This window comes from Pantoea sp. GM_Pan_3, assembly GCF_026541045.1.
GTDB classification, from domain to species: Bacteria; Pseudomonadota; Gammaproteobacteria; order Enterobacterales; family Enterobacteriaceae; genus Pantoea; species Pantoea anthophila.
This window is the reverse complement of the sequence record NZ_JALNVA010000002.1, coordinates 58231-77053: the sequence shown is the minus strand read 5'-3', so window position 1 is coordinate 77053 and position 18823 is coordinate 58231. Positions and strand designations below refer to the sequence as shown.

Genomic DNA, 18823 nt, shown 5'->3' with positions numbered 1-18823 from the left:
GATTAACTTTGCTCATCTCAATGCGAGGTCAGTCACTCTGTATGGCTCATTTTATAGGGCATATCGATTTCGATTAATTTGAAGTTGCTCACATATAATCAATTATGATTGAATATAATCAATGGCAGCGGTAATCGCCTGACAGGAGTGAGGATGGGCTCATCATTATGGAAAACGCCGGTACTGGTCATCGCCGATGACTTTACCGGTGCCAACGATGCGGGAAGCGGACTGGCGCAGGCCGGCGCAGGCGTTCAGGTGCTGTTCGACACCCAGGGCGCGTTGCCAGAGACGGCAGATGTGCTGGTCGTCAGCACGGAGAGTCGGGCGATCAGCGCCACCCAGGCGGCAGAGCGCGTTACGCAGGCGGTGCGGCACTTCGCGGCGCAGTTTCAGCACGGCTGGCTGTTCAAAAAGATCGACTCCACGCTGCGCGGCAATATCGGCGCTGAAACGGCGGCGGCACTGAAGGCCAGTGCGAAAACGCTGGCGCTGGTTGCACCGGCGGTGCCCCGACTGGGCCGCACCACGTGCGGAGGTCACGTCCGGGTCCATCAGCGTCTGCTCACGGACACCGAATTTGCCAGCGATCCGAAAACCCCGATCGCCAGCGCCAGCGTTCTTGAACAGATGCAGATCGCCGGCAGCGTGCTCGATCTTGCCACGCTGCGCAGCGACCGGCTTGATGCGGTGCTGGCGGCGGCGCACGGCATCGTCGTGGTGGATGCCGAAACCGGGGCGGACCTGGCGCGACTGATCGCCGCGGCTGCGCGGCTGCGCGAGACGCCGCTGCTGGTCGGTGCCGCCGGATTAAGCGATGCGCTGGGTGCCGCGCTCCGGGTGCGAACGCCCCGGCCGGTGCTGGCGGTGGTGGGATCGATGAGCGAGAGCGGGCAGCAGCAGGTTGCCACGCTGCTCAGCCAGCGTGACGCCGCGAGAGTGGATGTCGATATCCGGCAGCTGTTCCGGCAGCCCGCCTGGCCCGATCGGGATCGCTGGATCGACGAGGCGGCTGCGGCACTGCGGGCCGGTCGCCATACGGTGATCACCACCTGCCAGCACGAGGCGCAGCGGCACGAGATTGCGCAGCTCTGTCAGCACTTCAGCATGACGCGCCAGCAGCTGGGGGAGGCGATCTGTCAGTTTCTCGGCGAGATCACCTACCGGCTCTGCCGCACTGCGCAGCCGCATGCGCTCTATCTGTCGGGAGGGGATGTGGCGATGGCCGTCGCCCGGGCACTGGGTGCCAGCGGCTTTACCATTCAGGGTCTGGTGGCGGGCTGTGTGCCGCACGGGGCTCTGCTTAACAGTGAATTTACTCTGCCGGTGATGACCAAAGCGGGTGGCTTTGGTGATGAAAACACCCTGGTAGCAGCCATTGATTTTATTGAGGAGAAGTCGAGTGAGTAAAATTATTGCGATCACCATGGGCGACCCGGCGGGCATCAGTCCGGAAATCATCATTAAATCGCTCTCTGAAGGTGAGCTGAATGGCATTCCTGCCGTAGTGATTGGCTGCGCCAGTACGCTGCGCCGCATTCTGGCGATGAACATTACGCCCCAGGCCGAGCTGCGGGTTCTTGACCGGGTGCAGGATGCACGCTTTGCTCCGGGCATCATCAACGTGATTGACGAGCCGCTGGCTGACCCCGACGCGCTGAAACCCGGCGTGGTGCAGAAAGAGGCGGGCGATCTGGCGTGGCGCTGTGTGAAACGTGCTACGGCGCTGGCGCTGGCGGGCGACGTGCAGGCGATTGCCACCGCGCCGCTGAACAAAGAGGCGATGCATGCGGCCGGCCATCTCTATCCGGGGCACACGGAGCTGCTGGCCCACCTCACTGACACCCGGGATTACGCCATGGTGCTCTACACCGATAAGCTGAAGGTGATTCACGTCACCACCCACATTGCACTACGTAAGTTCCTCGACACGCTGAACCAGTCGCGCATTAAAACGGTCATTGGTATGGCGGACACTTTCCTGCGGCGCGTCGGTTATCAGGCTCCGCGCATCGCCGTGGCGGGCGTCAATCCCCATGCCGGAGAGAACGGGCTGTTTGGCGATGAGGAGATCACCACCGTTGCACCTGCCATTCAGGCGATGAAAGCGCAGGGGATTGATGTCGCCGGGCCGTGCCCGCCGGACACGGTGTTCCTGCAATGCCAGGAGGGGCACTATGACATGGTGGTCGCGATGTACCACGATCAGGGGCATATCCCGCTGAAGCTGCTGGGCTTCTATGACGGCGTCAACATTACCGCCGGCCTGCCGTTTATCCGCACCTCTGCGGACCACGGCACCGCCTTTGATATCGCCTGGACAGGTAAAGCGAAGTCTGAGAGCATGGCGATCTCTATCAAACTCGCGATGCAGCTCGCATAGGGAAATATGAAGGGACAGAGCCGTCTTGACCAGATTATGGATTATCTGAAAAGCCATAATCTGGTGACTGTTGAGCAACTGGTCAGTGCGATCTCCGCCTCACCCGCCACGATTCGCCGTGATTTGATCAAGCTGGATAAAGAGGGCGTGATCAGCCGCAGTCACGGTGGTGTCACCCTGAATCGGTTTATTCCCGCCCAGCCGACCACCCTGGAGAAGATGCAGCGTCACCTGGCGGAGAAGCAGGCCATTGCGGAGTGCGCCGCCAGCTTTGTCCGGGCAGGCGATGCCATCGTGCTGGATGCCGGCACCACCATGCTGGAACTGGCGCGTCAGCTGACACATCTGCCGCTGCGGGTGATCACGGCCGATCTGCACATTGCGCTGTTTCTGTCGGAATTTAAGCAGATTGAAGTGACGATTATCGGCGGGCGGATTGATGACTCCAGTCAGTCCTGCGTGGGGGAACATGGACGCCGGTTGCTGCGCAGCATCAATCCCGATATCGCTTTCGTCAGCTGTAACTCCTGGAGCCTGGAGCGCGGCATCACCACGCCGACCGAGGAGAAAGCGGGGCTGAAACATGACCTGCTGGCCAATGCGGCTCGCCGGGTTCTGCTGGCGGACAGCAGCAAATATGGTTCCTGGTCGCTGTTCTGCGCGGCACCGCTGGATGAGTTGACCGATGTGGTGACGGACAGCGGTTTAGAGGACGCGGTCTGCCGCACGCTGCGCGAGTGCGGCATTGCGCTCGCGCTGACGGCCTGAGAGACAGCACGCGCAGGTTACCGCCGGTAACGCTGCGCGCCGGGTGATTACAGCGTCTTCAGACCGACAGAAGGGATGTTTCTGCCGTAGTAGATCTCACGCATCTCTTTCCACAGCAGGTCGGTGATGCGTTTGTGCTCCTGCGGGCTGAGATCTTCCGGACGGGTGTTAAACAGGTAGTGCTTCAGTTCAAACTCTTTCAGCAACATCTTGGTGTGGAAGATGTTTTCCTGATAGACGTTCACATCCACCATGTCATACATCGCCTTCATATCCTCAGACATGAAGTTCTGAATCGAATTAATCTCGTGGTCGATAAAGTGCTTCATCCCTTTCACGTCACGGGTAAAGCCGCGTACCCGGTAATCGACGGTGACGATGTCTGACTCCAGCTGGTGGATCAGGTAGTTCAGCGCTTTCAGCGGTGAGATCACGCCACAGGTTGAGACTTCAATATCCGCGCGGAACGTGCAGAGTCCGCCTTCAGGGTGGCTCTCCGGGTAGGTGTGCACGCAGATATGGCTCTTATCCAGATGGGCCACCACCGAGTTGGGCAGGGGACCCGGATGTTCTGAGTTATCGATATCTTTCGGATCGATCGGCTCTTCGCTGACCAGAATCGTGACGCTGGCTCCCTGCGGCTCATAATCCTGACGCGCGATGTTCAGCACGTTGGCACCGATGATGGAGCAGGTCTCGGTCAGGATCTCCGTCAGGCGATTCGCGTTATATTGTTCATCGATATAGGCGATGTACCCATCGCGTTCAGCTTCAGTATTCGCATAGCAGATATCGTAAATACAAAAACTCAGGCTTTTCGTCAGGTTGTTGAAGCCATGTAGTTTTAGCTTTTGCAATTTCATTCACCCCCTTAGAAATGTGCTGTCAGCACGCGGCAGACAGCGCATTCAACAGATATTGTGGCAGGGCAAAGCTGCCGGTATGGATGGCTGGCGTGTAGTAACGGCAGGCCAGGCCAGCGGCCTCGAAACGCGCCTGTAGCGTGGCGGTATCCAGGTGGCGCAGCGCCGGATTGTCGCTCGCCCAGGCAAACGTCATGATGCCGCCGTAGTAGGTCGGGATCGCGGCCTGATAGAAGCTGACATCCGCAAAGTAGTGACCCAGCTTGCGATGGCTGTTTACCGCCTCATCCTGCTGCAGGAAACAGACGCCATTCTGTGCCACAAAGATGCCATTTTCATTAAGGGCCGCTTTGCAGCCGGCATAAAATTCAGAGGTGAACAGACTCTCGCCCGGACCAATCGGATCGGTACAGTCGGAGATGATCACATCGAATTTTTCCTGCGTCTGATTGACGAAGTTTACCCCGTCATCGATCACCAGCGTAAAGCGCGGATCGTCGTAGGCGCCTGCGCTGTGGTTCGGCAGGTACTGGCGGCAAAAGGTCACGACGCCCGCATCGATCTCCACCATGGTAATCTTTTCGATCTGCGAATGACGCGATACTTCACGCAGCATCGCACCGTCACCACCGCCAATGATCAGCACGCTCTTCGCGGCGCCGTGCGCCAGCAGGGGAACGTGAGTCATCATTTCATGATAGATAAATTCGTCACGCTCGGTCGTCTGAACCACACCGTCCAGCGCCATGACGCGACCCATCGCGGCATTTTCGAAAATGATTAAATCCTGATGCGCAGTCTTTTCACGGTACAGCTCTTTGTCTACCGTAAAATACTGGCCAAAACCGGCATGAAGGGTTTCATGCCACGTTTCATTGTGGGCCATGGTGCTCTCCTCTGATGTCGCCATGAAGATGGGCGGCACATCATAGCTAACACTGACCGTGGTTGCACGGTCAAATGTCCGGCAGCAGAGGGCGGGGGCGTTACCTGACGTAAGCCAGCAGGCTCAGTGAATCGCGGGCCAGAGACTTGCACTTTTTGTCGTTGGTGATGGCGATGCCGCTGAGGTCGCGATAGCTCTCTTCGCCCAGCGCTTTCATGTTGTAGTTGCTGTAGTTGCTTAAATCCCAGCGGTTCTGCTGAGCAAAAAAGACCAGCGCTTTGCGAATCTGCGCGTCCGGAAGATCCTGATAGCCACAATCATTTTTCAGATAGACGAAAACCGCCGTGAGATCCGCCAGATCTTCCGCTTCGGATTCACTCAGGGCAAAACTGGTGGAGGAGAAGCCAAGGAGTCCCGTCAGCAGCAGGATCTTGATGCTTTGCTTCATAGTCGTTCTCTTCAATGGATATTGTTAATGACGTTAGCACAGTTGCTCTCAGGTTTTCGATTAATTTGCCGTGGTGAGCCGCTGCGTCGCCTTTTTTCGTCAGATTCTCACGGGTAGCGCTTGACCTTCCCATAAGGTCAGGGTTTAGGCTGTGCGCTCTGATGCCACAAGGATGATCACCATGCAACGTCGCCACTTCCTGAAACTCACCGCCGCACTGAGTGCAGCCGGAGCGTTACCGCTCTGGAGCCGTTCGCTGATGGCGGCACCCCGTCCGCTGCTGCCGATTCCCTCTCTGCTGGAACCCGACGCCAGAGGCACATACAGCCTCACCGCGATGCAGGGGAGCACGCAGTGGAACGGCAAAGCGGTGCCGACCTGGGGCTACAACGGCAGCCTGCTGGGGCCGGTACTGCGGCTACAGCGCGGCCAGCCGGTGACGGTGAACATTCATAACCGGCTCAGCGAAGCGACCACGCTGCACTGGCACGGGCTGGAAATCCCTGGCGCGGTGGATGGCGGACCGCAGGCGGCGATAGCCCCCGGCGGCTCGCGTCAGGTCTCCTTCACGCCCGATCAGCCCGCCGCAACCTGCTGGTATCACCCTCATCTGCACGCCAAAACCGGGCATCAGGTGGCGCAGGGGCTGGCGGGCCTGATCCTGCTGGAAGATAAAGAGAGCGGCACACTGCGGCTGCCTGTGCAGTGGGGCGTGGATGATGTGCCGCTGATTTTTCAGGATAAGCAGCTGACTCAGGATGGCCGCCATATCGACTATCAGCTCGACGTGATGCGCGCGGCGGTAGGCTGGTTTGGTGACATGATGCTGACTAACGGGGCGCACTATCCGCAGCATGCGGTGCCGCGCGGCTGGCTGCGTCTGCGCCTGCTCAACGGCTGTAATGCCCGGTCGCTGCACGTTGCCGCCAGTGATAAACGTCCTCTCTATGTGATCGCCAGCGACGGCGGTCTGCTGGCGGAGCCGGTCAGCGTCGAGGCGCTGCCGATCCTGCCAGGCGAGCGCTTTGAGGTGATGATCGACACCTCCGACGGCAAAGCCTTTGATCTGGTGACGCTGCCCACCGATCAGATGGGGATGACGCTGCCGCCATTCGATCAGCCGCTGCCGCTGGTGCAGATCCTGCCGCTGCGGGTGATGGCCAGCGCCACGCTGCCGGATCGGCTGGCGACGCTACCCGCTCTGCCCGCGACAGAGGGGCTGCACACCCGCTGGCTGCAGCTGATGATGGATCCGCAGCTGGACCAGCAGGGGATGCAGGCGCTGATGCAGCGCTATGGCGAGAAAGCGATGGGCAAAGGCGGGCATCACGCGATGCCGCAGAGGCAGGGCAAAGCCGGGGAGACGGGCGACCATCCGGCGATGGCGCAGGCGCACGGCTCATCCGCCGCGCCGATGGATCACAGCATGCACGGTATGGCGGGTATGGCGCAGCCAGCGGGTTATGATTTCCGAAACGGCAATAAAATCAACGGTCAGGCGTTTGATATGACGAAACCGTCGTTTGCGGTGAAGCTGGGTGACTATGAGAAGTGGACGATCTCCGGCGAAGGCGATGCGATGCTGCATCCGTTTCATATTCACGGCACGCAGTTCCGCATTCTCTCCGAGAATGGCAAACCGCCGGCACTCCATCGGCAGGGCTGGAAAGATATGGTCAATGTCGACGGCTGGCGCAGTGAAGTGCTGGTGCGCTTCAACTATGTCGCCGCCGCCGAACACGCTTATATGGCCCACTGTCATCTGCTGGAGCATGAAGATACCGGCATGATGCTGGGCTTTACCGTGAGCTGATTACGCCTGCTCCAGCGCCAGCTTCACATCTTCAATCAGGTCGCCCGCGTTCTCAATGCCAATCGACAGCCGCACCGTGGCGTCAGTGATACCGATTCGCTGACGCACCGCCTGCGGCACGCCGGAGTGGGTGGTGCTGCCCGGATGGCTGGCCAGCGACTCGGTGCCGCCCAGACTCACCGCCTGCTTGAACAGCGACAGCGCGTTGAGGAAACGGAACGCCGCAGGCTGGCCGCCGACGATATCGAACGAGAAGGTCGAACCGGCGCCGCTGCACTGCTCGCGATACGTTTTGCCCTCGGCGCTCTCCGCGTCGAGATAGGGCAGCCAGTGCAGCTTCGCCACTTTCGGGTGATCGCGCAGAAACGCCGCCACGGCTTCCGCATTCTGCCAGGCCTTTTCCATGCGCAGCGACAACGTTTCCAGCGATCGGCTGAGCATCCAGCTTGAGTGCGGGTCCAGCTGGGTGCCGATGGCGCTGCGCAGGGCGCGAACTTTTGCCATCAGTGCTTTGCTGCCCATCGCCGCCCCCGCAATCAGGTCCGAATGTCCCCCCACATATTTAGTCAGCGAGTAGAGCGAGAGATCCGCGCCCAGGGTCAGCGGCTGCTGGAACAGCGGGCCGAGCAGCGTGTTGTCACAGGCGATAATGGGTCGGGAGCCCTGCTGCTGGTCAATCTCATCAGCGATACGCGCCATCAGACGAATGTTGACCAGGCTGTTGGTGGGATTCGCCGGGGTTTCAATCAGGATGATCGCCACGCGGCCCTGCGCCATCGCCTGCTGTGCCGCTTCACGCACTCTGGCCTCATCATTGCCGTCGCTGAAGCCGACCGCGCCAATCTCCAGATTGTGCAGCGTCTTGCTGAGCAGGGTTTCGGTGCCGCCATACAGCGGCTGGGAGTGCAGGATCACCTCGCCGGGACGGGCAAAGGTCAGCATGGTGGTGGCGATAGCGGCCATGCCGGAGGAGAAGAGCGAACAGCTCTCCGCCTGCTCATAGACGGCCAGCCGATCCTCCACGATTTCGCTGTTAGGGTGGTTAAAGCGGGAGTAGACCAGCCCGCCCGATTTGCCCTCTGGCGGCTCGCGCCGGCCGGAGACGTAATCGAAGAAATCGCGTCCCTCTTCGGCGCTGTCGAAGACAAAGGTGGAGGTCAGAAAGACCGGCGGCTTCACCGCGCCTTCTGACAGGCGGGGATCGTAGCCATAGTTCAGCATCTGCGTTTCAGGGTGCAGCGGCCTGTCGCCGATATGCGTTTTCTTGCTTGAAGGTGAAGTCATTGTGATCTCCGGCCTGCGGCGCGAGTAGGGTAACGATATGTTGGATAAAGGCTACCATGCAGCGAATCATGCTGGTAAATGCCGTAATGTTCTAAGGTAATGCGCATTTGAGCCAGCCGCAGACGACCGTGAACAATTTTCGCGACGTAATCGTTTGCCTGCGCTGCGGCGCAGCCGACGCGGCGGCGTCTGTGATAGACTTCGGGGCTTTTCTGACGTAACCGGGCTGAACGCAATGAAACACACTGTTGAAGTGATGATCCCTGAACAGGCAATCGCCACGCGCATCGCTGAACTGGGCAAAGAGATTACCGATCACTACCGCGACAGCGGCAGCGATATGGTGCTGGTGGGGCTGCTGCGCGGCTCATTCATGTTCATGGCTGACCTGTGTCGCGCCATTGAGGTGCCGCATGAAGTCGATTTTATGACCGCCTCCAGCTACGGCAGCGGCATGTCCAGCTCACGTGATGTGAAAATCCTGAAAGATCTGGACGAGGACATTCGCGGCAAGGATGTGCTGATCGTCGAAGATATCATTGACTCCGGCAACACCCTGAGCAAAGTGCGGGAGATCCTGCAGCTGCGTCAGCCAAAATCACTGGCGATCTGCACCCTGCTGGATAAGCCTGAACGCCGCGAAGTCGAGGTTAACGTTGAGTATGTTGGCTTCGCCATTCCCGATGAATTTGTGGTGGGCTTTGGTATCGACTACGCCCAGCACTATCGCCATCTGCCTTACATCGGCAAAGTGGTGCCGCTGGAATCCTGACAGCACATAACCGCACATTCTTCCAAGGCCTGCACCCTCCGACTGGTGTAGGCTATGTCGCGTTTTGCGCCGCGATCGGTTCAGGCTTCGACCTTCATCTGCAGACTGGCGATGCCGTTGCGGTAGCGCTGTTCCAGGATCTCCCGGCTGTCTGCCGTGACATCAAGGTTACGCAGGCAGCCGTCCTGAATGCCGTAAACCCAGCCGTGCAGTGAGACTTTCTGCCCGCGTTTCCAGGCAGATTGCACTACGGTCGAGTGTCCCAGGTTATAGACCTGTTCAATCACGTTGATTTCACACAGTTTGTCCAGGCGCTTATCCGGCGGGAGTTCCCCCAGCAACACGCTATGCTTGTACCAGAGGTCGCGGATGTGCAGCAGCCAGTTGTCGATCAACCCCAGCTCCGGGTTATCCATCGCGGCCTGCACGCCGCCGCAGCCGTAGTGGCCGCACACGATGACGTGTTCAACTTCCAGCACTTCAATAGCGTACTGCACCACGGACAGACAGTTCAGATCGGTGTGGATCACCAGATTGGCGACGTTGCGGTGAACAAAGAGTTCGCCCGGTTCCAGTCCGGTCAGGCGTTCGGCAGGAACACGACTGTCTGAGCAGCCGATCCACAGGAAGCGCGGTTTTTGTGCCTGGGCGAGCCGCTCAAAAAAGCCGGGATCTTCTTCAATCAGTAATTTTGACCATTCGCGGTTGTTACTGATCAGGGTGTTAATGTCTGTCATGGCGTTGAGCGACCGGTTACTGCGCAAGGTGCGCGCGCGTACTATATGCCAGGGCTGACTAAATTTAAACGGCATTACGATGCCACCAAAACAGGGTATGGATGCAGAATGACATATGCACTGGAACTTTCTCAGCTGACCAAGACCTATCCCGGCGGCGTACAGGCGCTGAAGGGCATCGATCTTAACGTTGAAGCGGGTGACTTTTATGCGCTGCTGGGGCCAAACGGTGCCGGTAAATCCACCACCATCGGGATTATCAGTTCGCTGGTCAATAAGTCCGGCGGCAGCGTGCGGGTGTTTGGCTACGACCTGCAAAAAGATGTGGTGAATGCCAAGCGCCAGCTCGGCCTGGTGCCACAGGAGTTTAACTTTAACCCGTTTGAGACGGTGATGCAGATCGTCGTTAACCAGGCGGGTTACTACGGCGTCGGACGGCGTGAGGCCAATCAGCGGGCGGAGAAGTACCTGAAACAGCTCGATCTGTGGGGAAAACGCAGTGAACGGGCGCGCATGCTCTCCGGCGGGATGAAACGCCGTCTGATGATCGCCCGCGCGCTGATGCATGAGCCCAAACTGCTGATTCTGGATGAGCCGACGGCGGGGGTCGATATCGAACTGCGGCGCTCAATGTGGGGGTTCCTGAAAGATCTGAATGCCAAAGGCACCACCATCATTCTCACCACCCACTATCTGGAAGAGGCGGAGATGTTGTGCCGCAACATCGGCATCATCCAGAGCGGTGAGCTGGTGGAAAACACCTCGATGAAAGGGCTGCTGTCCAAGCTGAAATCAGAAACCTTTATCCTCGATCTGGCGCCGCGCAGTCCGCTGCCCGCGCTGGAAGGATTCCAGTATCGCCTGACGGATACCTCCACGCTGGAGGTGGAAGTACTGCGTGAGCAGGGGCTGAACAGCGTCTTCAGCCAGCTGAGTGCGCAGGGGGTGCAGGTACTGAGTATGCGAAATAAAGCGAACCGTCTGGAAGAGCTGTTCGTTGGCCTGACGACGCAGGGAAAAACAGGAGCAAAAGCATGACACATTTGTACTGGGTGGCGCTGAAAAGTATCTGGGCCAAAGAGATTAACCGTTTTGCCCGCATCTGGATCCAGACGCTGGTGCCGCCGGTGATCACCATGACGCTCTATTTCATCATCTTCGGTAACCTGATCGGGTCACGCATTGGTGAGATGCACGGCTTCAGCTATATGCAGTTTATCGTGCCGGGATTGATCATGATGGCGGTAATTACCAACGCCTATGCTAACGTCGCATCCTCATTCTTCAGTGCCAAATTCCAGCGCAACATTGAAGAGCTGCTGGTCGCGCCGGTGCCGACCCACATCATTATTGCGGGGTATGTCGGCGGCGGCGTGGCGCGTGGCGTCTGCGTCGGGGTTCTGGTCACGGCCATTTCGCTCTTCTTCGTGCCGTTTCACGTTCACTCCTGGACGATGGTGGCGGTGACGCTGCTGCTGACCGCGATTCTGTTTTCACTGGCCGGTCTGCTGAACGCCGTGTTTGCCCGGACCTTTGACGATATCAGCCTGATCCCGACCTTTGTGCTGACGCCGCTGACCTATCTGGGTGGCGTGTTCTATTCGCTGAGTCTGCTGCCGCCATTCTGGCAGGCCGTTTCGAAGCTGAACCCCATCGTCTATATGATCAGCGGGTTCCGCTATGGCTTCCTGGGCATTAATGACGTGCCGCTGGCCTTTACGCTTTCGGTATTGATCGCGTTTATTCTGGTCTTTTACGGGCTGGTCTATGCGCTGATTCAGCGCGGACGCGGATTACGCACCTGACGAAACCTTTACCGAAGCCACGCAGCGAAACGCGCGTGGCTTTTTTATTGTGGATAAAAAATAGCCGCCTTTTCCGGTTGTCACTGGCCTTAAAAAACGATCCTTTCTTCTGTTCCGCCTCTCTTTTTTCACGCGATTGCGGGAAATAGCCGCCTTTTTCACCCTCCTGATAAAAAATAACCCTAAGCATTATCTGATATTAAAGTGGAACCGGTTTCTATCTTAATGATTCTCCACTGTTAAATTTTTTTTAAGATTAGCCTTAAGCCCCGACTGTTGTTTATTTCAGCGCGAGTGATCAGAATACCGCCGAATAAGGTTATTCCTCTGCTCAGGGACGAAAGGGCGGGAATGGAGTGTCTGTAATAAGAAGAATGGTCGCACATTCAGGGCCAGTTTTTAATCAAAGGCAGGAAAAGATGAATCGTATAACGTGGATCGACAATCTGCGGGGATTGAGTATTCTCGCAATCATTTTTTTGCACAGTACTATCGCTGTCCATAACAATGCCGGTCATTTTACCGCCTTCAGCAGCCTGCTAAATGAGATGCTGGCACCGGTAAGGCTGGGGCTGATGTTTTTTGTGTCGGGCTTATTTGTCGATGCCGGATTAAGAAAAGGCCTGGGTCCTTTTTTTAATAACAAGGTGCGCAGTATTCTCTATCCGTTTGTGGTCTGGGTGGCGGTTTATGGCGGGCTGAAAATTCTGTTCAGCTCAATGGCCAATACGCCGCAATCGCCGATGAATATTATTCTCTCTCACCTGACCGGTGGCGGCGATATGACCTGGTTCCTGCATTCGCTGTTTATCTTCTTTATTGTAATTATCTTTGCCCGCCATCTGCCGTTCCTGCTGGTGTTCGGCATCTGTATGGCGCTGAGCTGGGCACTGCCAGCCATTGACCCGGACGGCGTGTTTGCCAGTTTCGATAACAGCCACATTAATAAATCCCTTTATCTGTTTGTTTTCTTCTATCTGGGCGATTACGTGGTGAGAAAGCAGGTGGATATCGCGGAGAAAGTGCAGCACGGTCCGACCCTGCTCATTTCGGTGGCCAGTTTTGCGCTGCTCTCCTGCCTGAATATTTTTGTGCTGGATCGTCATTCGCAGGCATTACTCTCACCGCTGGCACTGCTGTCGGTTCCGTTCTTTGTCTGGATTGCGCTGAAGCTGAAGTCTGAACTGGTTTATTATATCGGCGTCAATTCTATCGTCTTTTACCTGTCGCATTATCTGGCGATTCAGTTCTTCAGTAAGATTGTGAAATTTGAAAGCCCGTCCGCCTGGGTTAACGATCTGAAGTTTATTTCAGCTTTCCTGGTGGCGCTGGCGTTACCCTGGACGCTCTGCCTGATGAGAAAGCGTGGCTGGTTTAATTTCCTCTTTACGATGAAAAAACCGTCGAAGCCGCTGGCGGCCAAACCGGTTTAACGGAAATAACCGTAAAGAAAAAGGGCCGTCCGTATCACGGGCGGCCCTTTTTTTATCAGGCGATCTGTACCGGCAGCGCTTTTGCCAGACGCTTCATCTGGTTGTCACCCTCAAAATAGGCGACCTTAGGCTGCCACTGACGCGCTTCCGCATCTTCAACCTGCACATAGGAGCAGATAATTAAAATATCGCCCTGGCAGGCGCAGCGGGCGGCCGCACCATTTACCGAAATGATCTTTGAGCCACGCTCAGCCGCGATAGCATAGGTGGAAAAACGCTGACCGTTGGTGACGTTATAAATATCGATCGCTTCATATTGCAGAATGCCGGAAGCATCCAGGAAATCCTGATCGATTGCGCAGGAACCTTCGTAATTGAGGTCCGCCTGCGTCACTTTCACGCGGTGTAATTTGCCTTGCAGAACAGTGCGAATCATAGCCAGAAACCTTGTCAGAGAAATAAAGTAATCTGTAGCGGGTGAGCTTACAGCGTCAGGTCAACGGTTTGGTTGTCAATCAGGCGGGCATTGCCCAGCCAGGCGGCCATCAGCACGACAGCGCGCTGGCTGTCCACCGTCAGCGGCTGCAGCGTTTCCGCATCGCAGATCGCCAGGCCATCAGGACGCAATCCCTGCGCGACCAGCGCCTCACTGGCCGCCTCGATAATCTCTTCAACATGGCGCTCGCCGTTTTCCAGCCGCGTCGCCATCTGACGCATCACCTGGCTCAGCACCGGGGCCAGCTGACGCTCATCGGCCGTCAGGTAGCCGTTGCGCGAACTCAGCGCCAGACCATCCGCAGCCCGTACGGTAGGCACGCCGACAATTTCAATGTCGAAGCCCATATCGGCCACCATCTTACGAATGATAGCCAGCTGCTGAAAATCCTTTTCACCGAAACAGGCAATGTCGGGCTGCACCAGATTAAAGAGTTTGCTGACGATGGTGGCCACGCCGCGAAAATGGCCCGGACGGGTCGCGCCCTCAAGCAGAGAGGAGAGCACCGGCACCTCAACAAAGGTCTGATTCTGCGCGCCCTGCGGATAGACTTCAGCCGGAGAGGGGGCAAAGACGACATCCACCTGATGGCGGTTCAGCTTTTCGCAATCCTCCTGCAGCGTGCGCGGATAGCGAGCCAGGTCGTCTGCCCGGTCAAACTGCATCGGATTCACGAAGATCGACACAATCACGATGTCGCCGCGCGCCCGCGCCTCATCCACCAGCGTCAGATGCCCTTCATGCAGGTTGCCCATGGTCGGCACCAGCGCAATACGTTTACCCTGCTGACGCCAGCGACGGACTTCCTGGCGCAGCATCAGCAGCGTTTCAATGATCAACACGGTGACTCTCCCGAATTACTGGAAACTGTGCTCGGCCGCCGGGTAGGTGCCGGCTTCAACTTCAGCGATATAGTGGCGTATCGCCGCGCGAACATCGCCGCTCTCCGCCAGGAAATTTTTGGCAAATTTAGGGATGTGGCCGCCGGTCACGCCCAGGGCGTCATGCATCACCAGAATCTGTCCATCGGTGACGTTACCGGCACCAATGCCGATCACCGGAATAGTGAGGGCGGCGGTGATCCGCCGGGCCAGCGAGACCGGCACACACTCCAGCACCATCAGCTGTGCACCCGCGGCTTCCAGCGCCAGCGCGTCGGCCAGCAGCTGCTCGGCTCCCGCTTCATCACGCCCCTGGACTTTATAACCGCCAAAGATATTGACCGATTGCGGCGTCAGCCCCAGGTGACCACACACCGGCACCGCCCGCTCGGTCAGCATCCGGACGGTTTCAGCCAGCCAGCTGCCGCCTTCCAGTTTGACCATGTTGGCTCCGGCGCGCATCAGCTGCGCAGCGTTGTCAAAGGTCTGTGCCGGCGTGGCATAGCTCATAAAGGGCAGGTCAGCGAGCAGCAGCGCCTGCGGCGCGCCACGGCGCACGGCGGCGGTGTGATAGGCGATGTCGCTGACCGTCACCGGCAGCGTTGAGTCATGCCCCTGAATCGTCATACCTAACGAATCGCCAACCAGCAGCACCTGAATGCCTTCATCGGCAAACAGGCGGGCAAAACTGAAATCGTAGGCGGTCAGCGTCGCGAATTTTTTACCGCTGGCTTTCGCCTGACGCAGATGTGAAATCGTGGTGGGTTTCATGGCGCTCTCAACTCAGGAATTCTGATGGGCGCAGTTTACTGGATAGCGTCAGAGAGCGGAATCAGAGAGTTGTGTTTGTCTGCTCAGCGCGGCCACAGGGTGATGCTGCGGCTGTCGAGCGTGGTCAGAATCGTGCTGAGCGCGCGGCCATCCGGCAGGCGAACATCCGGCGCAATCGCCAGCAGCGGCACCAGCATAAACGCCCGATTCAGCAGGTCATAGTGCGGCACCGTCAGGCGTTCGCTGTTGATTACCGCCTCGCCAAACAGCATCAGATCGATATCCAGCGTGCGCGGTCCCCAGCGCTCCGCCTTTCGCACCCGGCCATGCTCCTGCTCAATCCGCTGGGTGTGGTCCAGCAGCGCTTCTGCGCTGAGATCGGTCTCCAGCGCCACGGCGGCATTCAGGAAGTCGGGCTGATCAGGCGGGCCATAGGGCGGCGTGCGGTAGAAGGGCGAGGTGGCAATGCGCTGCGTCTGCGGCAACGCATCCAGGGCGCGAAGCGCTGCATCAACCTGATGCAGCGGGTCGGCCAGGTTACTGCCTAATGCCAGGTAAACCCGGGTCATGAGGCGTTCTGGTTGTCACGACGCGGCGCGGAAGAACGGCGGCGCGGACGACGCGACTTATGGCGCGGCACCGGATCGTCGCCGAGGTTGTTCAGCATGTTTTTCTGCTGCGGCGGCGCGGCGACCTGGAATTCGCCCCACCACTGGCTCAGACGCAGCAGTTCCGGGTTATTTTCCACTTCCGCCCGCAGCGCCAGCAGATCGTAAGCGGCGCGGAATTTCGGATGCTCCATCAGTTTCCAGGCGCGTTTACCGTGACGGCGCGACATGCGTAGCTGCAGCAGCCAGATATCGCGGATCAGCGAGGTGATGCGCTTCGGAATCGCCAGCGCACGGCAGGCTTCATCCAGCGTATCATTCATCGCCATCGCAAAGGCTTCAAAGTAGGTCAGGCCACTTTCCTGCGCAATACGCTCTGCCGCTTCCAGCTGCGGATACCAGAACATCGCGGCAAACAGAAACGCCGGATTCACGCGCATATCATTCTGAATGCGGTTATCAGTGTTTTTCAGCACCTGCGCCAGCATGCGCTCCATGTGGCTGTCGCTGTTTTCCGTGAAGTTGCGCGCCAGCGTCGGGAACAGCGGCTGGAACAACTGATATTCACAGAGCTTCAGATAGGTGCTGTAGCCGTAGCCCGCCTGAAGCAGCTTCAGCGACTCTTCAAACAGGCGAGCCGGTGGAATATCACGCAGCAGCGAGGCCAGACGCGGGATCGGCTCTGCCGTTTCCGGCGCAATGCGCATATTAAGCTTCGCAGCAAAGCGCGCCACGCGCAGCATACGGACCGGGTCTTCGCGGTAACGGGTTTCCGGATCGCCAATCAGGCGGATGATGCCCTGTTCCAGATCGCTGATGCCGCCCACGTAGTCACGCACGGTGAAATCCGCCACGCTGTAGTAGAGGCTGTTGATGGTGAGATCGCGGCGCTGAGCATCATCTTCAATCGAACCGAAAATGTTGTCGCGCAGCAGCATGCCGCTCTGGGCACGCTGCGAACTGTTGCGATCCTCAGCCATCTCTTCCGCCTGATGATGTCCACGGAAGGTGGCAACTTCGATCACTTCCGGGCCAAACATCACGTGTGCCAGACGGAAACGGCGACCGACCAGACGGCAGTTGCGGAACAGCTTGCGCATCTGCTCAGGTGTGGCGTTGGTCGTCACGTCGAAATCTTTCGGTTTTTGCCCCAGTAGCAAATCGCGCACGCCACCGCCTACCAGATAGGCTTCATAACCGGCTTTATTGAGGCGATAGAGCACTTTGAGGGCATTTTCGCTGATGTCTTTACGTGAGATGGTATGGCTTTCACGAGGGATGATGGTCATAAGACGCTCTGGTTCAACCTCTGCTGGGGCTTCCTCTTCATCACGCTTCAGGACTTTCCGGCAAAAATTAGCTACTCGGGTAAAAATGGGACACCTCGACAGTGGCATAAAAAGGGTGTAGGTAAAATCAGCGGCTAATCATAGCCTGTTGAGAACCGTTTGAGAATGCTGTTGTCTATGCATCCGGTTTCAGGGCGTTCTCCTGCGGCATCAAAGCGATATTCCACTGCGACACCGCATCAGACAGCAGTTTGTCCTGTGTTAAGTCCTGCCAGCCGGGTGGAACAGGCTGTCCGAGAAAGCGCAACGCCGCCACTAACAGCGGCCGGGCGTCGCCATCCGGCAGCGACGGCGCATGATTCTGCTTCGACAGCTTATTACCGTCGTGATTAAGCGCCAGCGGCAGGTGCAGCCAGGCGGGCACCGTCCAGCCGAACTGCTGATAAAGCGTAATCTGCCGCACGGTCGGCTCAATAAGATCGGCGCCGCGCACCACTTCGGTAATTCCCTGAAAGTGATCGTCAACCACCACCGCCAGGTTATAGGCAAACAGCCCGTCGCGCCGGTGAATAATAAAATCTTCCTGTGCCAGCCCCCTGTCCGCCTCAACGTGACCGCGCAGCCGATCCTCAAAGGCAAAAACCGGGGCATGCTGACGTAAACGCAGCGCAGCATTCTCCGGCCCGCGATGTCGATCGCGGCAGTAGCCATCATAGAAACCGCCAATCTCCTGAATGCGGCGCCGGGGGCAGGTGCAGAAATAGCTCTGACGATGCTGCTGCAGCCAGGCCAGCGCCTCCCGGTAGGCTTCATGACGCTGCGACTGCCACAGCACCTCGCCATCCCACGCCAGTCCATAGTGCGCCAGCTGATGCAGGATACGATCTGCAGCCCCCGGCACTTCGCGTGGCGGGTCGATATCTTCAATCCGCACCCGCCAGAGCCCGTTCTGCGCACGCGCGCTCAGGTAACTGCCCAGCGCAGCAATCAGCGAGCCGAAATGGAGTTCACCAGAAGGAGAGGGGGCGAAGCGGCCGATACAGGAGGATGACATAGGTTTCAGAAGTGACCACGCAGCGGACAGGACAACAGGTGTACCGCTGCGTGGCAACAGGCTGGACGCGGCATCAGCCGGCCATTTGTTTCTCACGAATTTCTGCTAAGGTCTTACAGTCGATGCAGAGATCGGCGGTAGGACGCGCTTCGAGACGGCGGATACCGATCTCTACGCCACAGGAATCGCAATAGCCGAAGTCGTCATCTTCCACTTTCTTCAGCGTCTTCTCGATCTTTTTAATCAGTTTACGTTCGCGATCGCGGTTACGCAGCTCCAGGCTGAACTCCTCTTCCTGCGCGGCACGGTCTACCGGGTCCGGGAAGTTAGCAGCTTCATCCTGCATGTGCGATACGGTACGATCGACTTCGTCCCGCAATTGATTACGCCAGGCTTCCAGAATCTTGCGAAAATGGGTCAGCTGCGCGTCGTTCATATACTCTTCGCCCGGTTTCACCTGGTAAGGTTCGACGCCGGCGATAGCGAGAATACTCAGGGACGATGTTTTACGGTTTTGACCTTCTTGCATGTT

At 58.0% G+C, this 18823-nt stretch carries 20 protein-coding genes; 8 read left to right on the top strand and 12 right to left on the bottom strand.

Annotated elements, in window-relative coordinates; genetic code table 11:
• Nucleotides 1-153: 153 nt before the first annotated feature.
• Genes OXR04_RS08240 through OXR04_RS08230 form a run of 3 tightly spaced genes read left to right on the top strand, consistent with a single transcriptional unit; the run spans nucleotide 154 to nucleotide 3151 of the window.
• Nucleotides 154-1410 carry a four-carbon acid sugar kinase family protein gene (locus OXR04_RS08240; RefSeq protein WP_267369812.1) on the top strand — a complete coding sequence of 419 codons (1257 nt, stop codon included), beginning with the start codon at nucleotides 154-156 and terminating at the stop codon, nucleotides 1408-1410.
• Nucleotides 1403-2383: a D-threonate 4-phosphate dehydrogenase gene (locus OXR04_RS08235; protein WP_058957908.1), complete on the top strand. Its 981-nt coding sequence runs from the start codon at nucleotides 1403-1405 to the stop codon at nucleotides 2381-2383. Before OXR04_RS08240 ends, OXR04_RS08235 begins: the two co-directional genes overlap by 8 nt.
• A 6-nt stretch (nucleotides 2384-2389) precedes the next feature.
• Nucleotides 2390-3151: a DeoR/GlpR family DNA-binding transcription regulator gene (locus OXR04_RS08230; protein WP_267369813.1), complete on the top strand. Its 762-nt coding sequence runs from the start codon at nucleotides 2390-2392 to the stop codon at nucleotides 3149-3151.
• Between the two features lie 47 nt (nucleotides 3152-3198).
• On the opposite strand, the gene speD is transcribed toward OXR04_RS08230, so the two are convergent.
• The 3 genes from speD to OXR04_RS08215 all read right to left on the bottom strand — a co-directional run bounded on the left by speD (nucleotide 3199) and on the right by OXR04_RS08215 (nucleotide 5348).
• Nucleotides 3199-4014 carry an adenosylmethionine decarboxylase gene (gene speD / locus OXR04_RS08225; RefSeq protein ID WP_009092072.1) on the bottom strand — a complete coding sequence of 272 codons (816 nt, stop codon included), beginning with the start codon at nucleotides 4012-4014 and terminating at the stop codon, nucleotides 3199-3201.
• A 22-nt stretch (nucleotides 4015-4036) separates the two neighbouring features.
• Complete coding sequence (gene speE / locus OXR04_RS08220; RefSeq protein WP_046101240.1) at nucleotides 4037-4900, bottom strand: polyamine aminopropyltransferase; 864 nt, start codon at nucleotides 4898-4900, stop codon at nucleotides 4037-4039.
• A gap of 100 nt (nucleotides 4901-5000) precedes the next feature.
• A complete protein-coding gene (locus OXR04_RS08215; protein WP_009092068.1) occupies nucleotides 5001-5348 on the bottom strand; it encodes a YacC family pilotin-like protein in 348 nt (115 codons plus the stop codon).
• A 181-nt stretch (nucleotides 5349-5529) separates the two neighbouring features.
• Between OXR04_RS08215 and cueO the strand changes: the two genes are divergently transcribed.
• Nucleotides 5530-7161: a multicopper oxidase CueO gene (gene cueO / locus OXR04_RS08210; RefSeq protein ID WP_267369814.1), complete on the top strand. Its 1632-nt coding sequence runs from the start codon at nucleotides 5530-5532 to the stop codon at nucleotides 7159-7161.
• Here the strand turns inward: cueO and OXR04_RS08205 are convergent, their stop codons facing one another.
• Nucleotides 7162-8445 carry a cystathionine gamma-synthase family protein gene (locus OXR04_RS08205; RefSeq protein WP_267369815.1) on the bottom strand — a complete coding sequence of 428 codons (1284 nt, stop codon included), beginning with the start codon at nucleotides 8443-8445 and terminating at the stop codon, nucleotides 7162-7164.
• A gap of 235 nt (nucleotides 8446-8680) precedes the next feature.
• Between OXR04_RS08205 and hpt the strand changes: the two genes are divergently transcribed.
• A complete protein-coding gene (gene hpt / locus OXR04_RS08200) occupies nucleotides 8681-9217 on the top strand; it encodes a hypoxanthine phosphoribosyltransferase (RefSeq protein ID WP_009092060.1) in 537 nt (178 codons plus the stop codon).
• An 80-nt stretch (nucleotides 9218-9297) separates the two neighbouring features.
• Here hpt and can read toward each other — a convergent pair whose 3' ends face one another.
• The gene (gene can / locus OXR04_RS08195; RefSeq protein ID WP_033736612.1) at nucleotides 9298-9954 is read right to left on the bottom strand and encodes a carbonate dehydratase; all 657 of its coding nucleotides are present in this window, start codon (nucleotides 9952-9954) and stop codon (nucleotides 9298-9300) included.
• A 108-nt stretch (nucleotides 9955-10062) separates the two neighbouring features.
• On the opposite strand from can, the gene OXR04_RS08190 reads away from it, so the two are divergent.
• The 3 genes from OXR04_RS08190 to OXR04_RS08180 all read left to right on the top strand — a co-directional run bounded on the left by OXR04_RS08190 (nucleotide 10063) and on the right by OXR04_RS08180 (nucleotide 13192).
• Nucleotides 10063-10992, top strand: a complete 930-nt coding sequence (locus OXR04_RS08190; protein ID WP_009092057.1) for an ABC transporter ATP-binding protein — start codon at nucleotides 10063-10065, stop codon at nucleotides 10990-10992.
• The gene (locus OXR04_RS08185) at nucleotides 10989-11759 is read left to right on the top strand and encodes an ABC transporter permease (protein ID WP_009092055.1); all 771 of its coding nucleotides are present in this window, start codon (nucleotides 10989-10991) and stop codon (nucleotides 11757-11759) included. The genes OXR04_RS08190 and OXR04_RS08185 overlap by 4 nt, the downstream gene beginning before the upstream one ends.
• 419 nt (nucleotides 11760-12178) lie before the next feature.
• Nucleotides 12179-13192 carry an acyltransferase family protein gene (locus tag OXR04_RS08180; protein WP_009092052.1) on the top strand — a complete coding sequence of 338 codons (1014 nt, stop codon included), beginning with the start codon at nucleotides 12179-12181 and terminating at the stop codon, nucleotides 13190-13192.
• Between the two features lie 55 nt (nucleotides 13193-13247).
• On the opposite strand, the gene panD is transcribed toward OXR04_RS08180, so the two are convergent.
• The 7 genes from panD to dksA form a co-directional block, all read right to left on the bottom strand.
• Nucleotides 13248-13628 (bottom strand): aspartate 1-decarboxylase, encoded by a 381-nt coding sequence (panD, locus tag OXR04_RS08175; protein ID WP_009092050.1) that lies wholly within the window; start codon nucleotides 13626-13628, stop codon nucleotides 13248-13250.
• 47 nt (nucleotides 13629-13675) lie between these two features.
• Complete coding sequence (panC, locus tag OXR04_RS08170; protein WP_046101244.1) at nucleotides 13676-14530, bottom strand: pantoate--beta-alanine ligase; 855 nt, start codon at nucleotides 14528-14530, stop codon at nucleotides 13676-13678.
• A gap of 15 nt (nucleotides 14531-14545) precedes the next feature.
• Nucleotides 14546-15340 carry a 3-methyl-2-oxobutanoate hydroxymethyltransferase gene (gene panB, locus OXR04_RS08165; protein WP_046101245.1) on the bottom strand — a complete coding sequence of 265 codons (795 nt, stop codon included), beginning with the start codon at nucleotides 15338-15340 and terminating at the stop codon, nucleotides 14546-14548.
• An 83-nt stretch (nucleotides 15341-15423) separates the two neighbouring features.
• Nucleotides 15424-15909: a 2-amino-4-hydroxy-6-hydroxymethyldihydropteridine diphosphokinase gene (folK, locus tag OXR04_RS08160; protein WP_058957912.1), complete on the bottom strand. Its 486-nt coding sequence runs from the start codon at nucleotides 15907-15909 to the stop codon at nucleotides 15424-15426.
• A complete protein-coding gene (pcnB, locus tag OXR04_RS08155) occupies nucleotides 15906-17324 on the bottom strand; it encodes a polynucleotide adenylyltransferase PcnB (RefSeq protein ID WP_208971008.1) in 1419 nt (472 codons plus the stop codon). Before pcnB ends, folK begins: the two co-directional genes overlap by 4 nt.
• Before the next feature lie 88 nt (nucleotides 17325-17412).
• Nucleotides 17413-18291, bottom strand: coding sequence for a tRNA glutamyl-Q(34) synthetase GluQRS (gluQRS, locus tag OXR04_RS08150; RefSeq protein ID WP_267369816.1), 879 nt, complete (start codon nucleotides 18289-18291; stop codon nucleotides 17413-17415).
• Nucleotides 18292-18364: 73 nt separating this feature from the next.
• Nucleotides 18365-18820: an RNA polymerase-binding protein DksA gene (gene dksA / locus OXR04_RS08145; protein ID WP_008925615.1), complete on the bottom strand. Its 456-nt coding sequence runs from the start codon at nucleotides 18818-18820 to the stop codon at nucleotides 18365-18367.
• Nucleotides 18821-18823 lie beyond the last annotated feature (3 nt).

Excerpts from the sequence above, each read along its gene's own strand:
- OXR04_RS08240 (WP_267369812.1), top strand. The coding sequence starts at position 154 with ATGGGCTCATCATTATGGAAAACGCCGGTACTGGTCATCGCCGATGAC.
- OXR04_RS08230 (WP_267369813.1), top strand. The coding sequence starts at position 2,390 with ATGAAGGGACAGAGCCGTCTTGACCAGATTATGGATTATCTGAAAAGC.
- speD (WP_009092072.1), bottom strand. The coding sequence starts at position 4,014 with ATGAAATTGCAAAAGCTAAAACTACATGGCTTCAACAACCTGACGAAA.
- speE (WP_046101240.1), bottom strand. The coding sequence starts at position 4,900 with ATGGCCCACAATGAAACGTGGCATGAAACCCTTCATGCCGGTTTTGGC.
- OXR04_RS08215 (WP_009092068.1), bottom strand. The coding sequence starts at position 5,348 with ATGAAGCAAAGCATCAAGATCCTGCTGCTGACGGGACTCCTTGGCTTC.
- cueO (WP_267369814.1), top strand. The coding sequence starts at position 5,530 with ATGCAACGTCGCCACTTCCTGAAACTCACCGCCGCACTGAGTGCAGCC.
- OXR04_RS08205 (WP_267369815.1), bottom strand. The coding sequence starts at position 8,445 with ATGACTTCACCTTCAAGCAAGAAAACGCATATCGGCGACAGGCCGCTG.
- hpt (WP_009092060.1), top strand. The coding sequence starts at position 8,681 with ATGAAACACACTGTTGAAGTGATGATCCCTGAACAGGCAATCGCCACG.
- can (WP_033736612.1), bottom strand. The coding sequence starts at position 9,954 with ATGACAGACATTAACACCCTGATCAGTAACAACCGCGAATGGTCAAAA.
- OXR04_RS08190 (WP_009092057.1), top strand. The coding sequence starts at position 10,063 with ATGACATATGCACTGGAACTTTCTCAGCTGACCAAGACCTATCCCGGC.
- OXR04_RS08185 (WP_009092055.1), top strand. The coding sequence starts at position 10,989 with ATGACACATTTGTACTGGGTGGCGCTGAAAAGTATCTGGGCCAAAGAG.
- OXR04_RS08180 (WP_009092052.1), top strand. The coding sequence starts at position 12,179 with ATGAATCGTATAACGTGGATCGACAATCTGCGGGGATTGAGTATTCTC.
- panD (WP_009092050.1), bottom strand. The coding sequence starts at position 13,628 with ATGATTCGCACTGTTCTGCAAGGCAAATTACACCGCGTGAAAGTGACG.
- panB (WP_046101245.1), bottom strand. The coding sequence starts at position 15,340 with ATGAAACCCACCACGATTTCACATCTGCGTCAGGCGAAAGCCAGCGGT.
- folK (WP_058957912.1), bottom strand. The coding sequence starts at position 15,909 with ATGACCCGGGTTTACCTGGCATTAGGCAGTAACCTGGCCGACCCGCTG.
- gluQRS (WP_267369816.1), bottom strand. The coding sequence starts at position 18,291 with ATGTCATCCTCCTGTATCGGCCGCTTCGCCCCCTCTCCTTCTGGTGAA.
- dksA (WP_008925615.1), bottom strand. The coding sequence starts at position 18,820 with ATGCAAGAAGGTCAAAACCGTAAAACATCGTCCCTGAGTATTCTCGCT.